The sequence below is a fragment of the Kitasatospora sp. NEAU-CNBT7 genome, assembly GCF_057220535.1.
The window spans coordinates 138,341-160,677 of the sequence record NZ_JBXQQB010000011.1; the positions used below are offsets into that span (position 1 = coordinate 138,341).

The window sequence follows — 22,337 nt, forward strand, 5'->3', positions numbered from 1 at the left end:
CGTCCCCGACCGCCTCCCCGGCGTCCGCCGGTGGCCCGCAGGTGCCGGTCGCGGTGGTGGGCATGGCGGTGCTGCTGCCGGGCGCACCGGACCTGGCGACGTACTGGCGCAACCTGCTCGGCGGCGTCGACGCGATCACCGAGGTGCCCGGAGGCCGCTGGGACGCGGGGTTCTACGACCCGTCGGCGGCCTCCGGGCCCGCCGCCCCGGACCGGCTGTACTGCCGGCGCGGCGGGTTCGTGGACGCGCTGGCCGAGGTGCAGCCCACCCGGTTCGGCATCATGCCGAACTCGGTGTCCGGGACCGAGCCGGACCAGCTGATCGCGCTGCAGGTCGCGGCCGCGGCCATCGCGGACGCCGGCGGTCCGGACCGGCTGCCCGACCGCGACCGGATCGGGGTGGTGCTGGGCCGGGGCGGGTACCTGACGCCGGGCCTGGTCCGGCTCGACCAGCGGGTCCGCACCGCGCACCAGCTGGTGCACACCCTCGGCGAGCTGCTGCCCGACCTCACCGCCGGGCAGCTCGCGCGGGTGCGGGAGGCGTTCACCGAGCGGCTCGGCCCGGACCGGCCCGAGTCGGCGATCGGGCTGGTGCCCAACCTGGCCGCGTCCCGGATCGCCAACCGGCTGGACCTGCGCGGACCCGCGTACACGGTGGACGCCGCCTGTGCGTCGTCCCTGGTCGCCGTCGACCAGGCGGTCGGCGAACTGGCCGGCGGACGCTGCGACCTGATGCTGGCCGGCGGGGTGCACCACTGCCACGACGTCACCCTGTGGAGCGTGTTCGCCCAGCTGCGGGCGCTCTCGCCGAGCGAACGGATCCGGCCGTTCCACCGGGGCGCCGACGGTCTGCTGATCGGCGAGGGCACCGGGGTGGTGGTGCTCAAGCGGCTCGCCGACGCCGAGCGCGACGGCGACCGGGTGTACGCGGTGGTCCGTGGCACCGGCGTGGCCGGCGACGGGCGCACCGCCGCGCTGGCCAGCCCCGACCCGGGCGGGCAGAGCCGGGCGGTACGGGCGGCCTGGCGGGCGGCCGGGCTGGACCCGGCGGCGCCCGGCGCGCTGGGGCTGCTGGAGGCCCACGGCACCGCCACCCCCGCCGGGGACGCCGCCGAACTGACCACGCTGGCGCAGGTGTTCGGCCCGGCGGTGGACGGCGAGCGGCGGGCCGTGCTCGGCTCGGTGAAGTCGATGATCGGCCATCTGATGCCGGCCGCGGGCATCGCCGGGCTGGTCAAGGCGGCCCTCGCCGTCCACCACGGGGTTCTGCTCCCCACCCTGCACTGCGACGACCCGCACCCGGCCCTGGCCGCCACCCGCTTCCGCACCGTCCCGGCCGGTGAGCCCTGGGAGGGCGACGGGCCGCGCCGGGCCGCCGTGAACGCGTTCGGCTTCGGCGGCATCAACGCCCACGTGGTACTGGAACAGGCCCCGGCCGGGGCCGGGACCGGCTCCGTACCGGCCGTCGTGACCGAGCCCGAGCGGGTGCTGCGGCTGGCCGCCGACAGCCCCGAGCAGCTGGCGCGGCTGCTGGCGGGCGACGACCGCGCGGTGCTGGCCGCCGGTCTGGCGGAACAGGGTCCGCCCGTGCCGGGCTGCCGGCTGGCGGTCGTCGACCCGACGGCGAAGCAGTTGGCGCTCGCCCGGCGCGCGGTCTCCCGGGGGCGGGCCTGGCGCGGGCGCGGCGACGTGTGGTTCGCCCCGCGGCCGCTGCTCGGTGCGGGCGGGGCGGACGCCGGCCGGCTGGCGTTCGTCTTCCCCGGCCTGGAGGGCGAGTTCGTCCCCCGCGTGGACGACGTGGCGGACCACTTCGGTCTGGTGCGCCCGGACGCGGCCGGCGGCCGGGGGCCCGCCGCCCGGGTGGGCGACATCGGCCGGCACGGGGCCGGCGTGGTCGCGGTGGGCCGGCTGCTGGACACGGCGCTGCGCCGGATGGGCGTCCGCCCGGACGCGGTGGCCGGGCACAGCGTCGGCGAGTGGACCGCGATGATCAGCGCCGGGCTGTACTCCGGCGCCTCCGTGGACGCCTTCCTGGAGTCCTTCGATCCGGACGCCGTGCACGTCCCCGGCCTCTCGTTCGCCGCGCTGGGCGCCTCCGCCGACCAGGTGGGCGAGGTCCTGCGCAGCTCCCGGGACCTGGCGCAGGTGGTGCTCTCGCACGACAACGCTCCGCAGCAGTCGATCGTCTGCGGTCCCGAGGGGCCGGTCGCGGAGCTGGTCCGCCGGTTCCGCGCGCGCGGGGTGCTGGGACAGGTGATGCCCTTCCGGTCCGGCTTCCACACGCCCATGCTCGGGCCCTACCTCGGCCCGATCCGGCAGGCGGCCGACCGGTTCGAACTGCACCGGCCGTCCGTACCGGTCTGGTCCGGGACGACGGCCTCGCCGTTCCCGGCGGCCGAGGCCGAGGTCCGCGCGCTGTTCGTCCGTCACCTGCTGGAGCCGGTCCGGTTCCGGCCGCTGATCGAGGCCATGTACGCAGCCGGGTTTCGGGCGTTCGTCCAGGTGGGTACCGGGCAGGTGGGCTCCCTGGTCGGCGACACGCTGGGCGGCCGGGAGCACCTGGTGGTGGCGGCGAACTCCCCGCACCGCAACGGGCTGGCGCAGTTGCGGCGGGTGGCCGCCGCGCTCTGGGCGGACGGCGCCGAGCCGGACCGGGCCGCGCTGAACCCGGCCCGCCCGACCCGCTCGACCCACTCGACCCGGTCGGTCAACTCGGACCGCTCGGACCGCTCGGCGGAACCGGCCGGGCGGCACCCGGCCGTACGGCTGGACCTCGGCGGCCCGCTGGTGTCGCTGGATCCCGCCGTGCTGGGCCCGCTGCGGGCCGAATTGGCGCCGTCGCGGGCCGCCGGGCCGGTGCCGGGCGCGCGGAGTACTCCCGCCCCCGTCCTCGGCCCCGGCGAGGTCCCCGCCCCCGGCTCCGCACTGGCGTCGCTGGCCGCCCGCCATCCGCTGGCCGCCGAACTCGACGCCCTGCTGCGCGAGACCGAGCACACCGCGGCCGAGCTGATCCGGGCCCGCGGCGCCACGGCGGGCAGCGTCACGGCGGGCGGCGTCACGGCGGGAGCCGGCGAGCGGGCGCCCGACCTGGCCGGACGCGGCGCGCCACCCCGGCCGGCCACGGTGAGCCCTGCGCCCGCCGTGGGCCCTGCGCCCACACTGAGCCCTGCGCCCGCCGTGGCGGCTCCGCCGGCCGTCGTGCACAGCAGCCGCCTGCGGGTGTCGACCGGGACCATGCCGTACCTGCTCGACCACTGCTTCTTCCGGCAGCGTCCGGGCTGGCCCGATCTGACCGACCGCTGGCCGGTGGTGCCGGCCACCACGATCGTGCAGCACCTGATGGACGCCGCGGAGCGGGCCCGGCCCGGCCGGATCGCCATCGGTGCGCACGGGCTGCGGTTCGGCCGGTGGGTGCCGGCCGCCGAGCCGCTGGACGTGGAACTCACACTCAGGGACGCCGGCCCCGGCCGGCTCGCCGCGGACTTCGGCGGATTCGCCGGGGGCACGGTCGAACTGGCGGACCGTCATCCGGTGCCGCCGGTCCCGTGGCGCCCCGATCCGGCCGCCGAGCGGACCCCGGAGCTGACGGCGGCCGGCCTCTACGAGGAGCGCTGGATGTTCCACGGTCCGGCGTTCCGGGGTCTGGACGAACTGACCGCGCTGGGCCCGTCCCACGTCCGCGGGGTGATCACCGCACCGGCCGCGCCCGGTGCGCTGCTGGACAACGTCGGCCAGCTGCTCGGCTACTGGATCATGGCGACCCGGACCGAGCGGACCGTCGTCTTCCCGGTCGGTCTGCGCCGCCTCACCCTGTACGGCCCGGCCCCTCGGCCGGGCACCCGGCTGGACACCCACATCCGCATCACCGCGCTGACCGACACCGCGCTGGAGGCCGACGTGCAGGTGGTCTCCGGCGGCACCGTCTGGGCGGAGGTGCAGGGCTGGCAGGACCGCCGCTTCGACAACCACCCCGACACCCGGCCGGTGGAACGGTTCGCCGACCGGCACACCCTCTCGCGGCCGCAGCCCGGCGGCTGGGTCCTGCTGCACGAACGCTGGCCGGACCTCGCCTCCCGCGACCTGATCATGCGCAACCACCTGGGCGCCGAGGAGCGCGTCCGCTACGGGGAGCAGCCGCCGCGCGCGCGGCGGGCCTGGCTGCTCGGCCGGATCGCGGTGAAGGACGCGGTACGGCGGTGGCTCTGGGAGCAGGGCGAGGGCCCGGTCTTCCCCGCCGAGATCGCCGTCTCCAACGAGGAGTCCGGCCGCCCCCGGGTGTCCGGTCTGCACGGCCGGGCCCTTCCGGACCTGGACGTCTCGCTCGCGCACCGGGCCGAGGCCGCGGTGGCCCTGGTCCGGCCCCGCCGGGCGGGCGGCGGGCACGGCGTGGGCATCGACCTGGAGGTGGTGGCGGAGCATCCGCCGGAGACGGCCGAGGTGGCGCTCGGCCCGGCGGAACGGGAGCTGCTGACGGCCTGCCGGGCCTCCCACGGCGGCTCCCCGGCGCTGTGGTTCACCCGGTTCTGGGCCGCCAAGGAGGCCGCGGCCAAGGCCGAGGGCACCGGACTACTGGGCCGGCCGCGGGACTTCGCCGTGGTGTCGGCCGACCCGTCCGCCCTGCTGGTCACCCGCCTCGGCCCCGGCGGGTCCCGTACCCACCGGGTCCGGTGCACCGACCTGACCGCCCCGCCCGGGCTGCCGGAGCGCAGCTACGTCGTGGCCTGGACCCCGCCCACCGACGACCCCGAGACCCCGAACGACGAAGGGACGGCCACCACGTGAACGGCAGCACGGAGACCGGCGGCGCACCCGCCACCGACCAGGCCCCGCTCGGCGACCAGGCCCCGCCGACCGAGCAGCAGATCCTCGCGGAGATCGCCGGCCTGCTCGCGGTCGTGCTCGACGAGTACGGCCTCGACGAGGGAGAGGTCACCATGGACGCCCGGTTCGCCGAGGACCTCGGCCTGGAGAGCATCGACCTGGTGACCCTCGCCGGGCAGCTCCAGGAGCGCTGGGGCGGGCGGATCAACTTCGCCGAGTGGCTGGCGGGCATGGAGCTGGACGAGATCATCGGCCTGACGGTCGGCCGCCTGGTCACCCATGTCGCGGACCGGCTGCAGACCGCCGGGCGGAGCTGACCGTGGCCTTCGTCGACCTCGGCGCACTGCGCTTCCACGTCCAGCGGCTGGGCCCCGCCGACGGCGGCCCGCCCGCCGTCACCGCCGTCCTGCTGCACGGCCTGCTGACCGACAGCCTGGCCAGCTACTACTTCACCCTGGCGCCCGCGCTGGCCGCCGCCGGGGTCGAGGTGCTGATGTACGACCAGCGCGGGCACGGCCGCAGCGGGCGCCCGCCGGGCGGCTACCGGCTGGAGCGGTTCGTCGACGACGCGGAGGAGCTGCTGGAGCGGCTGGCCCCGGACCGGCCGGTCCACCTGGTGGGCAACTCCTTCGGCGGCACGGTGGCGTTCGCGCTGGCCGCCCGGCGGCCGGAGCGGATCACCGGCATCCTCGCCATCGAGTCCGAACCGGCCTCCCCCGCCTGGGCCGTCAAACTGGACGGCATCCTGCGGCAGGCCGAGACCGGCCTGGCCGATGAGCCGACGCTCGCCTGGGTGGCCGCGCGGCGCGGCGCGCACACCGCCCGGCTGGCCCGCTCGGCGGGCCGGCTGCTGGCCGGCACCACGCTGGCCCGCGACATCCCGGCCAGCCGGCTGCCCACCGAGGCGCAGCTGCGCCGGATCGCCTGCCCGGTGCTGGCGGTCTACGGCACCGAGTCCGACCTGGCCGCCCAGGCGGCCTGGCTGGAGTCGCTGCTGCCGGACTGCCGCAGCACCTTCGTCCCCGGCCAGGAGCACTCGGTGCTGATCGAGGCGCCGGACACCGTCCTCGCGCTCACCCTGGCCTGGCTGCGCGAGCACGGCGCCGAACTGCGCGGCCCGGCCGCCGGCGGGGACCTGGCGCACGGGGACCTGGCCCGCGCGGACCTGGCCCACGGGGACCTGGAGAGGAGCCTGCGGTGACCCGGTTCCTGTTCGTCGTACCGCCGCTGGTCGGCCATGTGAACCCGCTGGTGGGGGTGGCGGCCGAACTCCGGACCCGCGGGCACACGACCGCCTGGGCAGGCCTGCCGGAGCTGGTCAGGCCACTCGCGGGCCCGGATGCCCGGGTCTTCCGGTGCGCCGTCGCCGCCGGGGACGCGGCCGCGCCGCGGCCGCCGGAGCTGCGCGGTCCGGCGGCGTTGAAGTTCCTCTGGGCGGACTTCCTGGTCCCGCTCGCCGAGGCGATGGCGCCGGGGGTGGCGCGGGCGGTCGACCGCTTCGGACCGGACGTCCTGGTGGTGGACCAGCAGGCGCTGGCCGGTGCGCTGGTGGCCGAGCGGCTCGGCCTGCCCTGGGTCACCTCGGCGTCCACCTCCGCCGAGTTCACCGGTGCCCTCGACGGGATGCCGCTGGTGGCCGCCTGGATCGAGGGGCTGCTGGCCGAGCTGCGCGGGCGCCTGGCGGGTCCGGACCGGACGGCCGACCCGCGGTTCTCCCCGTACCTGACGCTCGCCTTCACCACCCCGGAACTGGCCGGTCCGCTCGCCGCTCCGGCGGGCCCGGTGCGTTTCGTCGGTCCGTCGGTCACGGCCCGGCCGGCGGCCGGCGCCTTCCCCTGGGAGTGGCTCGACCCGGACCGCGCCACCGTGCTGGTCAGCCTGGGGACCGCCAACACCGACGCCGGTGCGCCGTTCCTGACGGCCTGCCGGGAGGCGCTGCGGGAGCGCGCCGGACGGCTCCAGGCGGTGATCGCCGACCCGGGCGGGGTGCTCGGACCGCCCGCCGCCGACGCCGACGTGCTGGTGCTGCCGTCGGTGCCGCAGCTGGACCTGTTGCCGCGTACCGCCGCGGTGGTCTGCCACGCCGGTCACAACACCGTCTGCGAGGCGCTGTGGCACGGTGTGCCGCTGGTGGTCGCGCCGATCCGGGACGACCAGCCGGTGGTGGCCGGCCAGGTGGTGGCGGCGGGCGCCGGGGTGCGGGTGCGGTTCGGGCGGACCGGCGCCGACCGGCTCGGCCCGGCCGTGGACGCCGTGCTGGACGAGCCGGGGCACCGGGCCGCGGCCCGCCGGATCGGCGGTTCCTTCCGGGCGGCGGGCGGCGCGGCCGCCGCCGCGACCTGTCTCGAACAGCTGCGCACCGCGGCCGTCAGGAGGGCACGTTGACCACCGAGACCCGCCCCACCACCGGCCCGGCGGCCCGCGGCCGGCAGGTCGCCGCGCTGCGTCCGGGCTACCGGGCCGACCTGGCCGAGGGGACCGACCGGTTCTTCGAGCCGCGCCGCCCCGACTGCCCCTGGTGCGGCTCCACCGCGCTGCGGCGGCGGCTGCGCACCACCGACCTGCTCCAGCACAAGCCGGGCCGGTTCGGCCTGGACGCGTGCGGCGACTGCGGGCACGTGTTCCAGAACCCCCGGCTGAACGGCGCCGGGCTGGAGTTCTACTACCGGGACTTCTACGACGGTCTGGGCGAGCAGCGGCTGGCCGGTCTGTTCGCCACCCGCGCCGCCGTCTACCGCGGCCGCGCCCGGGCGGCGGCCCCGTACGCGGGCGCGGCCGGCCGCTGGCTGGACGTCGGCACCGGGCACGGACACTTCTGCGAGAGCGCCCGGACGGTCTTCCCGGACACCGTCTTCGACGGGCTGGACCTCAGCGAGGGTGTCGAACTGGCCGAGCGCAGCGGCCGGTTGGCGCGCGGCTTCCGGGGTTCCTTCCCGGAGCTGGCCGCCGGGCCGTCGTCCGAACTGGCCGGCCGGTACGACGTGGTGAGCATGTTCCACTACCTGGAGCACAGCACGGACCCGGGCCGCGAACTGGCGGCGGCCCGGGAGGCGCTGCGTCCCGGCGGGCTGCTGGTGATCGAGGTCCCCGACCCGCGGTGCCGTTACGCCCGGCTGCTGGGCCGGTGGTGGCTGCCGTGGTTGCAGCCCCAGCACCTCAACCTGGTGCCCGCCGCCAACCTGCGCGAGCGGCTCGGCGGGCTCGGCTTCACGGTGCTGACGGAGCAGCACCGTGAGCCGCACGACCCGGTCGACCTGCTGGCGGCCTGCTGGCTGCTGCTGGACGCGGTGGCGCCGCGCGAGGACGCGCCGTGGCTGCCCGGAGAGCCGCCGGGGCGGCTGCGGCGGGCGCTGCGCGGTGCGTGTTTCCTGGCGGGCTCGCCGGTCCTGCTGCTGGCCGCCCTGCTCGACCGGCTGGTCGCGCCGGTGGCCGGACGCGCCCGGCTGTCCAACGCCTACCGCCTGGTCGCCCGCCGAGGCGCGTAGCAGGCCGGGGCCCGGCCGCGGGCTGCGGCCGGGCCCGGCCCGGTCCGGTCCGGTCCGGCTAGAAGGTGCTGTCGTAGGTGTAGTGGCGGGTGTGGTCGAGCATGTCGGCCGGGGTGGTGTCGTTCCACGGCTTCATGGTGTCGTTGAGGTCGATCACGTCCGGGGTGTTGCCGGCGGGCAGGTAGCTCTGGGTGGGGTGGCGGCGCTGCCACTCGGCCCACAGCTTGTCGATGAAGCAGTGGTGCAGCCAGAACACCGGGTCGTTGGGCGACATGCCGGTGCTCATCATGCCGCCGACCCAGACGTGCACCCGGTTGTGCAGGTTGACGCCGCGCCAGCCCTCGAGCTGGTTGCGGAAGCCGTCCGAGGAGCTGTTCCAGGGGGCGGCGTCGTAGGTGGCGACGGCGAGCACCGACTCCACGTCGGCGCGGGTGGGGAGTTGGGCGACGCCGGTGCCCAGCGAGCGGCGCAGGTAGTCGCGGGTGTCGGGGCGCACGCCGAGCGTCCAGCGGCCGGTGCCGCCGGCGAACGGGCCGGTGGTGACCTGGCCGTCGCGGGCGCGGCCGTTGCCGCCCATCAGGTCGTTGCCCCACAGGCTCGCCGTGGTGGTGCGGTCGGCGGTCCAGTCCCAGTAGGGCAGGGTGACGGCCGGGTTGACGCTCTGCAGGTCCTGCTCGAACTGGAGCAGGAAGCGCCGGTGCCAGGGCAGGAAGGACGGCGAGCGGTGGCCGGTGCGCTCGCCCCGGTCGGTGTCGGAGATGATGAACTGGTTGTGGGTGCTGACGTAGGCGTCGTAGCGGCCGAGCCGCTTGAGCTCCAGCACCGCGTCGACGAAGGCGCGCTTCTCGGCGGCGGTCAGGGTCGACTGGTTCTTGCGTACTGCCATGGTGGTCCTCCGGTCGGGCCAGGGTGGTGGGGTCCGAGGTCAGACCAGGGCGAGCGGGGCGAGTTCGGCGCCCTGCAGGTCGTCGACGGCGGCGCGGGCGAGGGCCCGCGGGGTCGGGTGGGTCTGGTAGTGGTTGATGACGCTGATCCAGGTGCCGTCGGCGTTGCGCATCATGTGCAGTTCGCGGCCGTCGATCTGGACGGCGTAGCCGGTGTCGTGGTGGTGGCCGGCGCCGGCCGCGCCGGCGGTCGGGGCGCCGGTGATGCGACGGCCCCGGTAGTGCTCGTCGAAGCGGTCGCCCGCGCCGGGGTCGGCGGCAGCGGCCGGGCTGTCGGCCGGGCCGGTGGCGCCGAGGACGATGGCGCCGACGGCCGCGGTGAGCGCGACGCCGGCGCCCTGGAGCATCCGCCGGCGGGTCAGTTCGGTGGCGGCGTGGCCGTTTTCGGGCATGCCGGATTCCCCCTCTGGGTGGTGGGTGGGTGGTCGGCGGGCGAGCGGCCACCGGTCGGGTGGCGTTCGAGCCCTGCCTGCCCACCCATGCTTGCAAGATCGCCCGGGGCGCCGGAACGGCCGATCGGCGGGGGTCGGTCGGAGGACGGGCTTTCCGGACATCCCACCGCAGATGTTGCATCTTGTATCAGTCCAGGAATCGCGGATTCTGCGGCGATCCATGCGGAGAATATGAATATCCTCCTTCGGATGATCACCTCAGCAGCAAGATCTTTTGCCCGATCGGGATCCTGTGGCCTGGTTCACCTGCGCAAGGTTGGCGCATAGCGGTGGCCTGATCGGACGTCATATTACTTTCCGGTAATCTCAGGCCGTCCCCCGGGTAAACCGCCCGCCATCTTTTGAAGGATCCGTACGTGCTCCGTCACCGGCCCCGCCGTCCCGGCCGCCTCGCCCGCTCCGCCACGGCCGCCACCGCCGCCTCCCTGCTCCTGTCCGGCCTGTCCGCCGCGCCCGCGCTCGCCGCCGCACCCACCGCCCCCGCGGCCGCCCCCGGAGCCTCCGCGACCCCGCACCTGGACGCCGTCGAGCAGACCCTGCGTCAGGTCTCCCCCGGGCTCGAGGACTCGGTCTGGCAGCGCACCGCGGGCAACAGCTTCACCACCCCGGCCGGCGACCCGGCCGGCTGGCTGCTGCAGACCCCCGGCTGCTGGGGCGACGCCACCTGTACGGACCGGGCCGGGACCCGCAAGCTGCTCGACCGGATGACCTCGGACATCTCCGCGGCCACCCGCACCGTCGACATCTCCACCCTCGCGCCGTTCCCCAACGGCGGCTTCGAGGACGCCCTGGTCGCCGGGCTGAAGGCCTCGGTCGCGGCGGGCAACCACCTCCAGGTCCGGATCCTGGTCGGCGCCGCGCCGCTCTACAACGTCAACGTGCTTCCCTCGGGCTACCGCGACGAGCTGGTCTCCCGGCTCGGCGACGCGGCCGGTTCGGTCACCCTCACCCTGGCGTCGATGACCACCTCCCGCACGGCGTTCTCCTGGAACCACTCCAAGCTGGTCGTGGTGGACGGACGCACCGTCATCACCGGCGGCATCAACGGGTGGAAGGACGACTACCTCGACACCGCCCACCCCGTCACCGACGTCGACCTCGCCCTGACCGGCCCGGCCGCCGGCTCGGCCGGCCGCTACCTGGACACCCTCTGGGGCTGGGCCTGCCAGCACACCGGCGTGTTCTCCAACGCCTGGTTCGCCTCCACCGGCGGCGCCGCCTGCCGGCCCTCCCTGGAGCGGGACCTCAACCCGGCGCCCGCCCCCGCCACCGGCGGCGTGCCGGTGATAGCCGTCGGCGGCCTGGGCGTCGGCATCAAGGACAAGGACCCGTCCTCCGCGTACCGCCCCACCTCGGCCACCGCCGCCGACACCAGGTGCGGCCCGGTCAACCTGCACGACAACACCAACGCCGACCGTGACTACGAGACCGTCAACCCGGAGGAGAACGCGCTGCGCGCGCTGATCGCCGGCGCCGGCAGCCACCTCGAGATCTCCCAGCAGGACGTCAACGGCACCTGCCCGCCGCTGCCGCGCTACGACGTGCGCCTGTACGACCTGCTGGCGGGACGCCTCGCCGCCGGGGTGAAGGTCCGGATCGTGGTCAGCGACCCGGCCAACCGGGGCGCCGTCGGCAGCGGCGGCTACTCGCAGATCAAGTCGCTGGCCGAGGTGAGCGACACCCTGCAGGCCCGGCTCACCGTGCTCAACGGCGGCGACGCGCCCAAGGCCAAGGCCGTGATGTGCCAGAACCTCCAGCTGGCCTCGTTCCGCGCCGCCCCGAGCGCCACCTGGGCGGACGGCCACCCGTACGCGCTGCACCACAAGCTGGTCTCGGTGGACGGCTCGGCGTTCTACATCGGCTCGAAGAACCTCTACCCGGCCTGGCTGCAGGATTTCGGCTACATCGTCGAGGACCCCACCGCCGCCGCCCAGCTGGACCGCGACCTGCTCGCCCCGGAGTGGCAGTACTCGCAGGCCGCGGCGACGGTCGACTGGAGCAAGGGCCTCTGCCCGTCCTGACGCCGCCCCCGACCGGCACCATGCACGACCGGCACCGTCCCTGAGTGGCACCATCCCTGAGTGACCCCTGTCCGGTCCGGCCCGCGGGCCGGACCGGACAGGGCCGATCCCCCGAGGAGTGATCCGCTTGCCGCACGAGCCCTACCGCACCGTCGCCGCCGCCGAGGTCCCGCCGATTTCCGCCCCGGACGGCGCCACCGTCCTCCCGCTGCTGGCCCTCGACGGGCTGGGCAGCTTCGCCCGGTTCGACCTGCCCCCGGGTGCGGTCACCCGGGCCGTCTCGCACGCCACCGTCCAGGAGCTCTGGTACGTCACCGAGGGCGCCGGCCGGCTGTGGCGGAGCCAGGACGGCACTCAGAGCATCGTGGAGCTGCGGCCGGGCACGGCGGTCTCGATCCCGCTGGGGACCGCGTTCCAGTTCCGCGCGGAGCCCACCGCCGCGGGCCCGCTGCGGATCGTCGCCGTCACCATGCCGCCGTGGCCGCAGGACACCCCCGAGGCCCGCCCGGAGCAGGGGCCGTGGACGCCCACCTTCGGCTGATCCGCCGCCCGGCAGGGAGCCCGCGGTAGCCCGTCCGCCGTACCCCGGATACACCCGGACGGCGGAGTATCCGGCCTGGGACCAGCACAGTTCGAGCCTGCGGCGGCAGCATGGGTTTCATGACACCTGACACCGGCCCCAGCGAGATCAAGACGTATACACACGGTCAGCACCTCCGGGTGAGCGACCGGACCGGCTCCCCCGACGGCCCCGTGGACGAGGTCCTCGGCGCCGCGGCGGGCGATGCGGACACCGGCCTGCTCGACGACGGGGCGTACGACGATGTGATCACCCGCTCGGTGAACTGACCCGCCGGCCCGGTGGCCCGCCGTCCTCCGACGGGCCACCCCGAACCAGCCGGACCACGGGGTCAGTGCGATCCGCTGGTCGGAACCCCGAGCCCCGCCAGTCCGGACAGGAACAGCTCCACCCCCACGGCGGCCAGCAGCAGCCCGAGCAGCCGCGAGAGCACCTCCAGCGAGGTCTGGTGGGTGCGGCGGAGCACCGGCGCCAGGGCGACGACGGCCAGCAGGTCGATCGCGACCACCGCCGTGTAGGCGACCGCGATGGTGGTGTTCCAGCCGAGGCTGTCCTCGCCCCGGGTCTCGACCAGGACGGCCGTCATCGCCAGCGGGCTCGCCACGAACGGCAGCAGCAGCTCCCGCACCCCCTCGGCCAACGGGTTGACCAGGGTGCCCTCGTCGAGGTCACTGCCGAGGTGGATGCCGAGCACCAGGGCGATCGCGTAGACGGTGAAGATCAGGCCGCCCGCCAGCTTGAGCGACTCGTCGCCGATGTGGAAGAAGTCGGTGAGGAAGTCCGACAGGTAGGCCATCGCGATACCGAGCACCGCGGCGATCGCCGAGCTGACGGTCGCGACCCGGATCAGTTCCTGACCGGTGCGGTTACGGGCCACGTGGGCGAAGGCCAGCAGCACCTTCGGCGGGCCGACCACCGCGAAGAAGGTGATGAACGCGGAGCTCAGGTTGAAGGGGGACACCGGCCCATCCTCGCCCGGGAGCCCGCCGCCCGCCGCGCTGCGACACGGCCGGGCCGACGGCGCTAGGCTTGCGGCCCATGGAACTCGGCACGGCACTGTGGTCCTTCGCACTGGTCGTCGGACTCCTCACCCTCACCCCCGGTCTGGACACCGCGCTGATCCTGCGGACCTCGGCACTCGGCCGCCGCCGGCGGGCCTGGGGCGTGGTGCTCGGCATCCAGACCGGCACCCTGCTCTGGGGCACCCTCACCTCACTCGGCGTCACCGCCCTGCTGACCGCCTCCCACCTCGCGTACGAGGCGCTGCGCTGGGCCGGTGCCGGGTACCTGCTGTGGATGGGGGCGCGGATGCTGCTGGAGACCTGGCGGCGTGGCCCGCTGGGCGCACCGGCCACCGAGGCGGAGCTGTCGGCCGGCCGCGACAGCGTCGGCGGCGGCTGGCGGCAGGGCACCCTGACCAACCTGCTCAACCCGAAGGTGGGCGTGTTCTACGTCGCCGTCCTGCCGCAGTTCATCCCGGCGGGCGCACCGCACTTCACCACCGGCGTGCTGCTCACCTGCGTCCACATCCTGCTCGGGCTGGTCTGGTCGGCGGTGCTGGTCGGCTGCGCCCGGGCGCTGAGCGGCTGGCTCAGGCGGCCGTCGGCGCGCCGGCTGCTCGACCGGGTCACCGGCACCGTGATCGCCGCGTTCGGCCTGCGGCTCGCCCTGGAGGGCTGACCCCGCCCGCGACGGGCGGCCCGCCGCGTCCGCGACAATGGTGGGCATGAGTCGACGTCCCGCCAAGCGCCCGCAGTCCGCCCGTCCCGCCCGCCCCGCCCGGGGGCCCGTGACCGATGTCTCGCCGTGCCCGTGCGGGCTTCCGGCCGCGTACGGGGAGTGCTGCGGGCGGCTGCACGCGGGCCGGGCCGAGGCGGTGACGGCGGAGCAGCTGATGCGCTCGCGGTTCAGCGCCTTCGCGGTCCGCGACGAGGCGTACCTGCTGCGCAGCTGGGACCCGCGGACCCGCCCGCCGGCCGTCGACTTCGAGCCGCGGATGAAGTGGGTGCGGCTGGAGGTCCTCGGGAGCACCGACGGCGGGGCGTTCCACAGCGAGGGCACGGTGGCGTTCCGGGCGCACTTCACCGACGGCGGCCGGGCGGGCGCGATGGAGGAGAACAGCCGGTTCCGGCGCCATGAGGGCCGCTGGGTGTACCTGGACGCGCTGCCGGAGGACTGAGCGAGCGGCCCGGTGGTGGTCAGTCCGCCGCCAGCCGGGCCCGCAGCCGTTCGGCCGGGCGGCCCTGCTCGGTCGCGAGCTCCAGCGCCCGGCGCCAGTGCGCGGTCGCCGGTTCGCGCTGCCCGCGCTCGTCCAGCACCGTCCCCATGAACTCGGCGAAGTCGAACTCGACGTGGGCGCTGCCCTGTTCGCGTCCGAGGGCGCGGAGCTGGTGGATCCGGTCGATCGCCTCGTCGTAGCGGCCGAGCCGGTGCAGCACCTGCGCGTAGGTCTTGGTGGAGACCACCAGGTAGGGGTCCGAGCTACGGCCGGCCAGCAGGCCCATCGACTCCTCGACGTACGGCAGGGCGGTGGCCGGCTCGCCGGACTTGGCCCAGGCGTTGGCCAGGTTGTTCAGCGCCTGCGCCAGCAGCCGCGGGTCGCCGCCCTCGCGGGCGGCCGCCACGATCGCCTCGGAGTCCGGGATCGCCTCGGCCGGGCGCCCGGCGCGGACCAGGACGCTGGAGCGCAGCGCCCGGAAGCGGTGGAGCAGCATCGCCCGGTCGGCGGGTTCGGCCAGTTCGCTGGCCCGTTCGGACCGGCCGAGCGCCTCGTCGAACCGGCCCAGCCAGGCCAGTGCGAGGCTGTGGTTGGAGTGCAGGTGCGGCCAGCGCTCGGCGTCGCCCGCCGCTTCGGCGGCGGCCAGGGCCCGGCGGGCGACCTCCTCCCAGGGGCGGAACAGCCCGACGTCGTTGTAGAGGAAGCCCGCGTTCTCCACCAGCCGGCAGGCCCGCTCGTACTGCTCCCCGTGCTCCCCGGCGGCCGTCACCAGCTGCCGGATGGCGGGTTCCTCCCGGCGGAACCAGGCGTGCACCGCGGCCGGGCCGTCGAACGACGGTACGGCGGCCGGGACGGCCGGGTGGTGCAGCCGGTGCCAGGCCCGGATCCGGCCGACCGCGGCCGCGGTCGCGGCGAGGTAGTGGTCCAGCAGCCGGACGGTGGCGCGGGCGCGGTCGTCCGCGCCGACCTCCTCCGCGAGCAGCCGGCGGCAGTACAGGCGGACCAGGTCGTGGGCCCGGTAGCGGCCCGGCCCGGCCTCGTCCACCAGGTGCAGGCCGGCCAGCGCCGCCAGGGCGCCGCGGGCGGCGCCCGGGGTGCCGTCGAGCAGGGCGGCGGCGGCGTAGGCGTCGACCTCCGCGCCGGGGTGCAGGGCGAGCAGCGGCAGCAGCCGGGAGGCGGGTGCGGGCAGGTGACGCCGGCTCAGCCCGAGCTCCCGTTCGACGCCGAGCCGGCCCGGTCCGCCCAGCGCGGCCAGCCGGACCTGTTCGTCCTCCAGCTCGCCGACCAGGTCCGCGACCGACCAGGCGGGCCTGGCCACCAGCCGGGCGAGCGCGATGGCGAGGGCCAGCGGCAGGTGGTCGCAGAGCTCGGCCAGCCGGCGGGCGGCCCGGGTGTCCTCCAGGGCCCGGCGGTCGCCGAGGCGCAGCCGGAGCAGTTCGTGCGCGGTCGTGGTGGTGAACACCCCGACGGGGTGGAAGGCGGCCTCCCGGGTGACGACCAGTTCGTGCAGCGCGTCGCGGCTGCAAACGACCGTCATGGTGGCGCCGGAGTCCGGCAGGAACGGTTCGGCGTCGGCCGGCCGGGCCACGTTGTCGAGCACCACCAGCAGCCGCCGCTCGCGCAGCTGGTCCCGGAAGAGTGCGGCGCGGGCGGCGGTGTCGGCGGGTACCAGGGTGTCCGGGACGCCGAGCGCGCGCAGGAAGGCGTGCAGGACGTCGCCGGGTTCGGCCGGTCCCTGCGGGGCGAATCCCTGGAGGTCGCCGTAGAGCTGCCCGTCCGGGAAGCGGTCGGCGGCCGCGTGCGCCCAGCGGACCACCAGGGTGGTCTTGCCGCTGCCGGCCGGGCCCGCGACCACCGCGAGGCCGGGGGTGCCGCGCTCGGCGAGCCCGTCAAGCCGGGCCCACTCCTGGCGGCGTTCGACGAAGCCCTCCAGCGGTCGCGGCAGGGTCCGGGGTGGGGCGGGCCGCTCGGGCGGGGCGGTGGGGTCGGCGGGTCCGGCCGGGGCGGCGGGAGCCGGGGTCGCCGGGGCCGGGGAGGACGGACCGGCGAGCGAGGGGTCGGCCCGCAGGATCCGCTCGTACAGCCGGCCGAGGGCGGGTCCGGGTGCGATGCCCAGCTCCCGGTCCAGCTGCCGCCGGACGTCGTGGAAGACGGCGAGCGCCTCGGCCTGCCGGCCGGACCGGTAGAGGGCCAGCATCAGCAGCTCCCGAAGCCGCTCGCGCAGCGGGTGCTCGGCGGTGAGTTCGGCCAGCGCGGCGACCAGTTCCGCGGGCCGTCCGAGCTCCAGGCCGAGTTCGGCCCGCTGCTGCTCGGCGTCGACGATCCGGTCGGTCAGCCGCTCCCGCTGGCGCTCGGCGTAGCGGCCCGGCAGCCCGGCCAGCGGGACCCCGGCGGGCAGCGCCAGCGCCTCGGCCAGCAGCGCCTCGGCCCGCTCCGGCCGGCCCGCGGCCCGGGCCTGCGCGGCCTCCCGCACCAGCCCCTCGAACCGGACGCAGTCCACGTTCCGCGGCGGGACACGCAGCAGGTAGCCGCCACCGGACCAGACCAGCGGGCCCGCGGTGCCGCCGGGGGTGCCGAGGGAGCGGCGGAGCTTGGAGACGTAGCCGCGCAGGGTGGCCACGGCCGCCTGGGGCAGGTCCTCGCCCCAGACCGCGTGCAGCAGCGCGTCGAGGCCGACCGGACGGCCGGGATCGAGCAGCAGCGCCGCGAGGACGACCTGCTGCTGCGGCCGGCCGGCCGGCAGTGGTTCGCGCGCGTGCCAGGCCCGTACCGGGCCGAGGACCGCGAACCGCAGGTCGTCGTCCGCCGGATCCGGCATCGGCCACCCACCCGCCATGGTCGAAGGACAGTTCCCGGTGATTATCCCAGCCGGGCGGGCGGGCCCCGGACGCTCCCCGGGACGGGTTCCGCGGGGTCCGGCCGGCGGGGCAACCGGACGCCCATCGGACGGCAATCGTGCGGGGTGACAATGCGTCCGCCGTCCGCGCCGAGCAGCCGGACCGCACCCGCCCGGCCGGTTCCCCGCACCCGGCCGCCTGCAGAGAGGAACTCGCCATGAACCCCGTGACCCCCGCCGCCGTCCCGCCGTCGGCCGGCCGTCCCGCGGCCCGGGCCGTCCGGGCGGTCGGTGCGGTGCTGCTGATCGCCCTCGCGGGTACGGCCGGCGCGGCCGTGGCGGAGCCCGCCGGGGCCGGCCACGCAGCCGTCCGGGCGGACGGCGAAGCCCCGCCGGTCCCGGGCAACACCCACGTGTCGACCTGGAACAAGGGCCTCAACTAGGGCCTTCCCGGCGGACATTGCCGGATCGACGTGCGCCGTCGGCGCCCGTCCGGGGCGTGTGCCAGGGCCGGGCCCGGACCGGACGCGCTCGGGTGATCCGGGCGTGCGTCCGGACGGGGTGATCCGTCGTAGGACGCCCGCAAGGTCCGCCGGACAGGCCCTCGGCCGCGTCGGGCAGCCTTTGCCGCCCGTCGAGGCGCGGCGTCCGGTGGTCCCGGCGTGCCGGGCGGAAGTCCTCGTAGTGGACGTACTGGGGCCTGCGGCCGGTGCGGCGGGAGTGCGTGCCGGGCGTCGTGACGGGGCGAAGGCTGCCCGAAACGGCGCCGGGGCCTGCCCGGCGGACCTTGCCGGGAGGCGGCCCCCGGTCGTCCTCCCCCGGCCGGACACACCGCCGGATCGCCCAGGTACATCCGGTCCGGGCCCGGCTCGGGCGCCTGTCCGGGCGGGCGCCCGGCGCCGCACGCCGATCCGGCGCCGTCCACCGGACGGGCCGTGGCACCGCATCGGGCGGCCTTGGACATCGCCGTCGACGTCGACGGACCGAAGGTCGTCCGACGCGGCACCGGGAGCGGTCCGGCCGGGCGGCCCGGGTGCCGTCGCGGCCGGCCGCCCGGGCCCGGGCGGGACCGGACCGCCGCCACGCGGCCGCCGTGGTCGCGGTGCTGTGCCTTCACGGTTCCGTCGTGCGCGGCCTGCGGCGACCGGGGACCGGGACACCGGCGGCCGACGCCGCGGTGCTGCGCCGGGCCGGGCCGGGAGCCCGGCCGGGTTCAGCCGTTGCGCAGGATGCGGCGTCCGAGGCCCGGGGCGACCCGGAGCAGGGCGAGCAGCGGGCGGGTGGCGCCGACCGGGACGACCGGGCGGCCGCGCCGGATGCCCGCCAGGATCGCGTCGGCGGCCTGTTCGGGGGTGAGCTTGCGGGCCGGGCCCTCACGGCCTGCGGTCATCGCGGTGTCGACCAGCGGCAGCACCACCTCCTGCACCTGGACCCCCGGGGTCGCGGCGGCGGCCTGGTGGCGCAGCGCCTCGACCAGGATCCGCAGGCCGGCCTTGGTGGCGCAGTAGACCGGTGCGCTGCGCTTGGGCGCGTACCCGAGGCCGGAGCCGATCGCCACGAAGGCGGTTCGCTCGCCGGCGGCCAGGTGCGGCCAGCTGGCGGCGGCCAGTTCGGCCACCGAGGCGAGGTTGACCTCGATCTCCTCGCGGACCCGGGCCAGCAGTTCGGGCTGGGGTCCGCCGGTGAGCGGACTCGGGTACTGGACGCCCGCGTTGGCGATGACCAGGTCGAGCCCGCCGAGCCGGGCGGCGGCCTGCTCGACCACCCGGGCGGCCTCGCCGGGGCGGGCGAGGTCCGCCCGCAGTTCGACCACGTCGGTGCGGGCGGGGTCGGCGCGGCGGCCGCAGACGGCGACCTTCGCGCCGTGTGCCGTCAGGGCGGTGGCGAGGGCCCGGCCGACTCCGCTGGTGCCGCCGGTGATCAGGGTGCGCTGTGCGTCGAGTTTCACGGCCCCCATGCTGGCGGGCCGGTCACCGGTCGGCTTGTACGATCGCGCCATGTCGCGCCCGTACCATCGCGTCATGCCGAGAGACCCCGCCGACCAGGCCCGCAGTGTCCACCCCGCGATGGCCGAGGCCGTGCTGCGGGTGCTGGAGCGCCGCGGTGGGCGTGCCGCGTTCTGTGCCACGACGGCCGGTCTGCTGGAGCGCGGGGCGCCGGTGCCGGAGCGGCTGCACGCCCGGCAGGTGGCGGCGCTGTACGGCTTCGGCCCGGCGGCGCTGACCGAGGCGGCGGACCTGCTGCTGGCCGACCCGCCGGCCCCGCTGGCCGCGCTAACGGCCACCACCGATGTGCACCGGCTGGCGGGCTGGTCGGCCCTGGTGGAGCCGTGGTTCCACGTCGGGCACCGCACCCGGGTGGTGGCCGACGGCGGCGGGCTGACGTTCCGGCACCAGGAGCGGCTGGGCCGCCCGCCGCAGCCCGCCGAGTCGCTGTTCGTCGGCGCGCTCTACGCCGCGGGCACGGCGGCGCTGGTCGGCCGGGCGCCGCAGCTCCGGCTGGTGGCCGCCGACGGTTCGCTGCTGCCGCCGTCGGCGGCCTGGGGGCGGTCGCCGGTCCGGCCGGGTGGCTGGCGGCTCTCCTGGGGCGGTGGCCCGGCCGGTACGCCGCTGCCGCCGCTGACGGCGGTCCGCGGGTGGATCGCCCGGGACCCGGCCGCGCCCTGGCGGCTGTCCGGGGCAGCCGAGCGGCTGGGGTGCTCGCCGCGCACCCTGCAGCGCGAACTGGCCGCCGAGGGGACGGCGTTCCAGGCCGAGCTGCTGTCGGTGCGGCTGGCGGTGGCCGCTCAGCTGATCTCCCGTACCGCCCTTCCGCTGGCGGAGGTCGCGGCGGCGGCCGGGTTCACCGACCATGCCCATCTGACGCGCCGGTTCCGGCGGGAGTACGGCTGCTCGCCGTCCGGTTTCCGGGCGGGCGGCGGGTCGGCGGCGCCCGCCGCGGCTGCCGGGCGCGGTCCCGGGCCCGGCGGTCCGGGACGGTCCTGAGCCGGGGGCGCGGACGGGGCGCCCCGGGTGACCCGCGGTCCTGCCGCGCGGTTGCCGGGGCGCCCGTCCGGGTCGGCGGCTACAGGCCGCCGTTGACGACGGCGCTGGTGACGGCGCCGGACTGGACGTTCCACTTGGCGAGCAGCTTGTCGTAGTCGCCGTTGCGGATCAGCTGGTCCAGTGCCTTGGCGAGGGCGTACTGCAGCCCGGTGCTCTCCTTGTTGAGCGTGATGCCGTACGGGCCGGGCTGGAGGTAGCCGCCGGCCAGCTGGAACTTGCCGCCGCGGTCGGGGGACTTGGTGTTGTACTCGGCGACCGGGTAGTCGTTGAGGTCGGCGGCGGCGGTCCCGGCGGCGACCTCGGCGAGCGCCTTGTCGTCGGTGTCGAGGGCGTGGATCTGCAGCGGCTTGGCGAGCTTGGCGCAGGCGGCGGTCTGCCGCTGGGCGAGTTCGTCCTGGATGGTGCCGCGCTGGACGGCGACGGTGCGGCCGCACAGGCTGTCGAGGTTGACGATGTTCAGCGGGTTGCCGGCCTTCACCAGGATCGAGGTGCCGGTCATGAAGTAGTCGATGAAGTCGACGCCGGGGTTGGTCTGGCGGCCGTACTCGTCGGTGCCGTTCTGCCGCTGGCGGGTGTCGATGACGGCCGACATCGCCAGGTCGGCCTCCTTGGCCTGGACCGCGGGGATCACCTTGTCGAACGGCATGTCGACGAACTGGACCCGCAGGCCGAGGTACTTGCCGAGCGCGGTGGCGAGTTCGGGGTCGAGTCCGGCAGGGCTGCCGTCGGTGCCCTTGAAGTCGACCGGTGCGTAGTTGAGGTCGGAGGCGATCCGCAGGACCCCGGCCTTTCTGAGCTGTTCGGGCAGCCGGGCCCGCAGGCCGTTCGGGCTGGTGTCGGGGCCGGTGTCGGCGGAGGCGCAGCCGGTCAGCAGCAGGCCGCCGGCGCCGAGGGCGGCGAGCAGGCGTGACGGGGTACGGGAGACGTCGAGCATGGTGGTGCCGCTTCCTGAGGGAGGGAAGAAGGTGGGGGTGGTCTCGCCGCCGGGGCTGCTGGGATGGGCAGCGCGGGCCTCGTCCGCTGCCCGGGGGGCCGCTGCGGGGATGGGCAGTCGGCCGGTCGGCGGAGGTCCGTCATCGGCGGGGACGGAGCCCTGATCCTCGCACTGGGTCCGGGCGGGCCCACCGGCGGGGTGGGCGAACCGTCCGGAACCGGGGCAAGTCGCTCGGCCTGCGGTCCGTCGGGCCCACTGTGGGTGATGGCACCCGGTGGCGGGAACTGTCGGGACCCACAAGCCGCCGGGCGCGCGCGGCCGGGCGGTGGGTGGGATGCCACGGACCGGCGTGCGCCGTGGTCCGCCGGTGCCCGCCCGCGTGGCGGTCCTCGTGCCGGTCCTCGTGCCGGTCCTCGTGCCGGTCCTCGTGCCGGTCCTCGTGCCGGTCCTCGTCCCGGTCCGCGTGCCGGTCTGCGCCGTTCGGGGGGCTTGCGGTGGGCGGTGCGGCGCGCGCTGCCGGATCGTGGAGAGGTCGCCGCGCCCGCGGCGCTTCGCAGGACGGGAGACCGAGATGCCGAAGTACCTGGTCCGGGCCGGCTACACCGCACAGGGCGCCGAGGGGCTGCTCTCCGACGGCGGCACCGGCCGGGTGGAGGCGGTGCGCAGGGTGGTCGCCTCGTGCGGCGGCACGCTGGAGTGGCTGGCCTTCTCCTTCGGCGAGACGGACCTGTACTGCGTGATCGAGCTGCCGGACGAGGAGTCGATGGCGGCCATTTCGATGACGGTCCGGGCGAGCGGCGCGCTGCAGTCCAGCGTGGTGCAGTTGCTCACCCCGGAGCAGATCGACGCCGCCGCCCGGCTGACCGTCGACTTCCGGGCGCCGGGCGCCTGACGGTCCGGGCGCGCCCGACGGCCGCCGCATCGGACGGCTCGGGCGCAGCGGGCCCAGCGGGCGACTGACGGGCTGGGTGCCGGGCCAGGTGCAGAGCCGGGTGCCGCACCG

At 76.2% G+C, this 22,337-nt stretch carries 19 protein-coding genes; 13 read left to right on the forward strand and 6 right to left on the reverse strand.

Going from position 1 to position 22,337, the window contains the following annotated elements:
• Positions 1 to 62 precede the first annotated feature (62 nt).
• From AC2TEW_RS17210 to AC2TEW_RS17230, 5 genes are all read left to right on the forward strand, one after another.
• A complete protein-coding gene (locus AC2TEW_RS17210) occupies positions 63 to 4,781 on the forward strand; it encodes a type I polyketide synthase (RefSeq protein ID WP_484624299.1) in 4,719 nt (1,572 codons plus the stop codon).
• Between the two features lie 80 nt (positions 4,782 to 4,861).
• Positions 4,862 to 5,137: an acyl carrier protein gene (locus AC2TEW_RS17215; protein WP_484624300.1), complete on the forward strand. Its 276-nt coding sequence runs from the start codon at positions 4,862 to 4,864 to the stop codon at positions 5,135 to 5,137.
• Positions 5,138 to 5,139: 2 nt separating this feature from the next.
• The gene (locus AC2TEW_RS17220; protein ID WP_484624228.1) at positions 5,140 to 6,021 is read left to right on the forward strand and encodes an alpha/beta fold hydrolase; all 882 of its coding nucleotides are present in this window, start codon (positions 5,140 to 5,142) and stop codon (positions 6,019 to 6,021) included.
• Positions 6,018 to 7,205: a glycosyltransferase gene (locus AC2TEW_RS17225; RefSeq protein ID WP_484624229.1), complete on the forward strand. Its 1,188-nt coding sequence runs from the start codon at positions 6,018 to 6,020 to the stop codon at positions 7,203 to 7,205. Before AC2TEW_RS17220 ends, AC2TEW_RS17225 begins: the two co-directional genes overlap by 4 nt.
• Positions 7,202 to 8,305, forward strand: coding sequence for a class I SAM-dependent methyltransferase (locus AC2TEW_RS17230; protein ID WP_484624230.1), 1,104 nt, complete (start codon positions 7,202 to 7,204; stop codon positions 8,303 to 8,305). The genes AC2TEW_RS17225 and AC2TEW_RS17230 overlap by 4 nt, the downstream gene beginning before the upstream one ends.
• A 58-nt stretch (positions 8,306 to 8,363) precedes the next feature.
• Here the strand turns inward: AC2TEW_RS17230 and melC2 are convergent, their stop codons facing one another.
• Positions 8,364 to 9,191 carry a tyrosinase MelC2 gene (gene melC2 / locus AC2TEW_RS17235; RefSeq protein ID WP_484624231.1) on the reverse strand — a complete coding sequence of 276 codons (828 nt, stop codon included), beginning with the start codon at positions 9,189 to 9,191 and terminating at the stop codon, positions 8,364 to 8,366.
• 39 nt (positions 9,192 to 9,230) lie between these two features.
• Positions 9,231 to 9,641, reverse strand: a complete 411-nt coding sequence (gene melC1 / locus AC2TEW_RS17240; RefSeq protein WP_484624232.1) for an apotyrosinase chaperone MelC1 — start codon at positions 9,639 to 9,641, stop codon at positions 9,231 to 9,233.
• 416 nt (positions 9,642 to 10,057) lie between these two features.
• Here melC1 and AC2TEW_RS17245 point away from each other — a divergent pair, with 416 nt between their 5' ends.
• The 3 genes from AC2TEW_RS17245 (at position 10,058) to AC2TEW_RS17255 (ending at position 12,571) form a co-directional block, all read left to right on the forward strand.
• Complete coding sequence (locus AC2TEW_RS17245) at positions 10,058 to 11,722, forward strand: phospholipase D-like domain-containing protein (protein ID WP_484624233.1); 1,665 nt, start codon at positions 10,058 to 10,060, stop codon at positions 11,720 to 11,722.
• A gap of 127 nt (positions 11,723 to 11,849) precedes the next feature.
• Positions 11,850 to 12,263 carry a cupin domain-containing protein gene (locus AC2TEW_RS17250; RefSeq protein WP_484624234.1) on the forward strand — a complete coding sequence of 138 codons (414 nt, stop codon included), beginning with the start codon at positions 11,850 to 11,852 and terminating at the stop codon, positions 12,261 to 12,263.
• A 119-nt stretch (positions 12,264 to 12,382) separates the two neighbouring features.
• Positions 12,383 to 12,571 (forward strand): hypothetical protein, encoded by a 189-nt coding sequence (locus AC2TEW_RS17255; protein WP_149038469.1) that lies wholly within the window; start codon positions 12,383 to 12,385, stop codon positions 12,569 to 12,571.
• A 62-nt stretch (positions 12,572 to 12,633) separates the two neighbouring features.
• Here the strand turns inward: AC2TEW_RS17255 and AC2TEW_RS17260 are convergent, their stop codons facing one another.
• The gene (locus AC2TEW_RS17260; protein ID WP_484624235.1) at positions 12,634 to 13,263 is read right to left on the reverse strand and encodes a MarC family protein; all 630 of its coding nucleotides are present in this window, start codon (positions 13,261 to 13,263) and stop codon (positions 12,634 to 12,636) included.
• Positions 13,264 to 13,340: 77 nt separating this feature from the next.
• Here AC2TEW_RS17260 and AC2TEW_RS17265 point away from each other — a divergent pair, with 77 nt between their 5' ends.
• Together AC2TEW_RS17265 and AC2TEW_RS17270 are read left to right on the forward strand one after the other, a co-directional pair.
• Positions 13,341 to 13,982 (forward strand): LysE family translocator, encoded by a 642-nt coding sequence (locus AC2TEW_RS17265; protein WP_484624236.1) that lies wholly within the window; start codon positions 13,341 to 13,343, stop codon positions 13,980 to 13,982.
• 46 nt (positions 13,983 to 14,028) lie between these two features.
• Positions 14,029 to 14,481, forward strand: coding sequence for a YchJ family protein (locus AC2TEW_RS17270; RefSeq protein WP_484624237.1), 453 nt, complete (start codon positions 14,029 to 14,031; stop codon positions 14,479 to 14,481).
• A 19-nt stretch (positions 14,482 to 14,500) separates the two neighbouring features.
• On the opposite strand, the gene AC2TEW_RS17275 is transcribed toward AC2TEW_RS17270, so the two are convergent.
• Complete coding sequence (locus AC2TEW_RS17275; RefSeq protein WP_484624238.1) at positions 14,501 to 17,338, reverse strand: AfsR/SARP family transcriptional regulator; 2,838 nt, start codon at positions 17,336 to 17,338, stop codon at positions 14,501 to 14,503.
• 236 nt (positions 17,339 to 17,574) lie between these two features.
• On the opposite strand from AC2TEW_RS17275, the gene AC2TEW_RS17280 reads away from it, so the two are divergent.
• A complete protein-coding gene (locus AC2TEW_RS17280) occupies positions 17,575 to 17,799 on the forward strand; it encodes a hypothetical protein (protein ID WP_484624239.1) in 225 nt (74 codons plus the stop codon).
• A 770-nt stretch (positions 17,800 to 18,569) separates the two neighbouring features.
• Here AC2TEW_RS17280 and AC2TEW_RS17285 read toward each other — a convergent pair.
• Positions 18,570 to 19,304 carry an SDR family NAD(P)-dependent oxidoreductase gene (locus AC2TEW_RS17285; RefSeq protein WP_484624240.1) on the reverse strand — a complete coding sequence of 245 codons (735 nt, stop codon included), beginning with the start codon at positions 19,302 to 19,304 and terminating at the stop codon, positions 18,570 to 18,572.
• Positions 19,305 to 19,377: 73 nt separating this feature from the next.
• Here AC2TEW_RS17285 and AC2TEW_RS17290 point away from each other — a divergent pair, with 73 nt between their 5' ends.
• Positions 19,378 to 20,340, forward strand: coding sequence for a helix-turn-helix transcriptional regulator (locus AC2TEW_RS17290; protein ID WP_484624241.1), 963 nt, complete (start codon positions 19,378 to 19,380; stop codon positions 20,338 to 20,340).
• Between the two features lie 79 nt (positions 20,341 to 20,419).
• Here the strand turns inward: AC2TEW_RS17290 and AC2TEW_RS17295 are convergent, their stop codons facing one another.
• On the reverse strand, positions 20,420 to 21,334 hold the full coding sequence (locus AC2TEW_RS17295; protein ID WP_484624242.1) for an ABC transporter substrate-binding protein: 915 nt from the start codon (positions 21,332 to 21,334) through the stop codon (positions 20,420 to 20,422).
• Between the two features lie 571 nt (positions 21,335 to 21,905).
• On the opposite strand from AC2TEW_RS17295, the gene AC2TEW_RS17300 reads away from it, so the two are divergent.
• Positions 21,906 to 22,226, forward strand: coding sequence for a GYD domain-containing protein (locus AC2TEW_RS17300; RefSeq protein WP_484624243.1), 321 nt, complete (start codon positions 21,906 to 21,908; stop codon positions 22,224 to 22,226).
• Positions 22,227 to 22,337 lie beyond the last annotated feature (111 nt).

Coding starts and splice junctions, on each gene's coding strand:
- AC2TEW_RS17265 (WP_484624236.1), top strand. CDS start 13,341: ATGGAACTCGGCACGGCACTGTGGTCCTTCGCACTGGTCGTCGGACTC.
- melC2 (WP_484624231.1), bottom strand. CDS start 9,191: ATGGCAGTACGCAAGAACCAGTCGACCCTGACCGCCGCCGAGAAGCGC.
- AC2TEW_RS17290 (WP_484624241.1), top strand. CDS start 19,378: ATGCCGAGAGACCCCGCCGACCAGGCCCGCAGTGTCCACCCCGCGATG.
- melC1 (WP_484624232.1), bottom strand. CDS start 9,641: ATGCCCGAAAACGGCCACGCCGCCACCGAACTGACCCGCCGGCGGATG.
- AC2TEW_RS17295 (WP_484624242.1), bottom strand. CDS start 21,334: ATGCTCGACGTCTCCCGTACCCCGTCACGCCTGCTCGCCGCCCTCGGC.
- AC2TEW_RS17255 (WP_149038469.1), top strand. CDS start 12,383: ATGACACCTGACACCGGCCCCAGCGAGATCAAGACGTATACACACGGT.
- AC2TEW_RS17270 (WP_484624237.1), top strand. CDS start 14,029: ATGAGTCGACGTCCCGCCAAGCGCCCGCAGTCCGCCCGTCCCGCCCGC.
- AC2TEW_RS17210 (WP_484624299.1), top strand. CDS start 63: ATGGCGGTGCTGCTGCCGGGCGCACCGGACCTGGCGACGTACTGGCGC.
- AC2TEW_RS17280 (WP_484624239.1), top strand. CDS start 17,575: ATGAACCCCGTGACCCCCGCCGCCGTCCCGCCGTCGGCCGGCCGTCCC.
- AC2TEW_RS17300 (WP_484624243.1), top strand. CDS start 21,906: ATGCCGAAGTACCTGGTCCGGGCCGGCTACACCGCACAGGGCGCCGAG.
- AC2TEW_RS17275 (WP_484624238.1), bottom strand. CDS start 17,338: ATGCCGGATCCGGCGGACGACGACCTGCGGTTCGCGGTCCTCGGCCCG.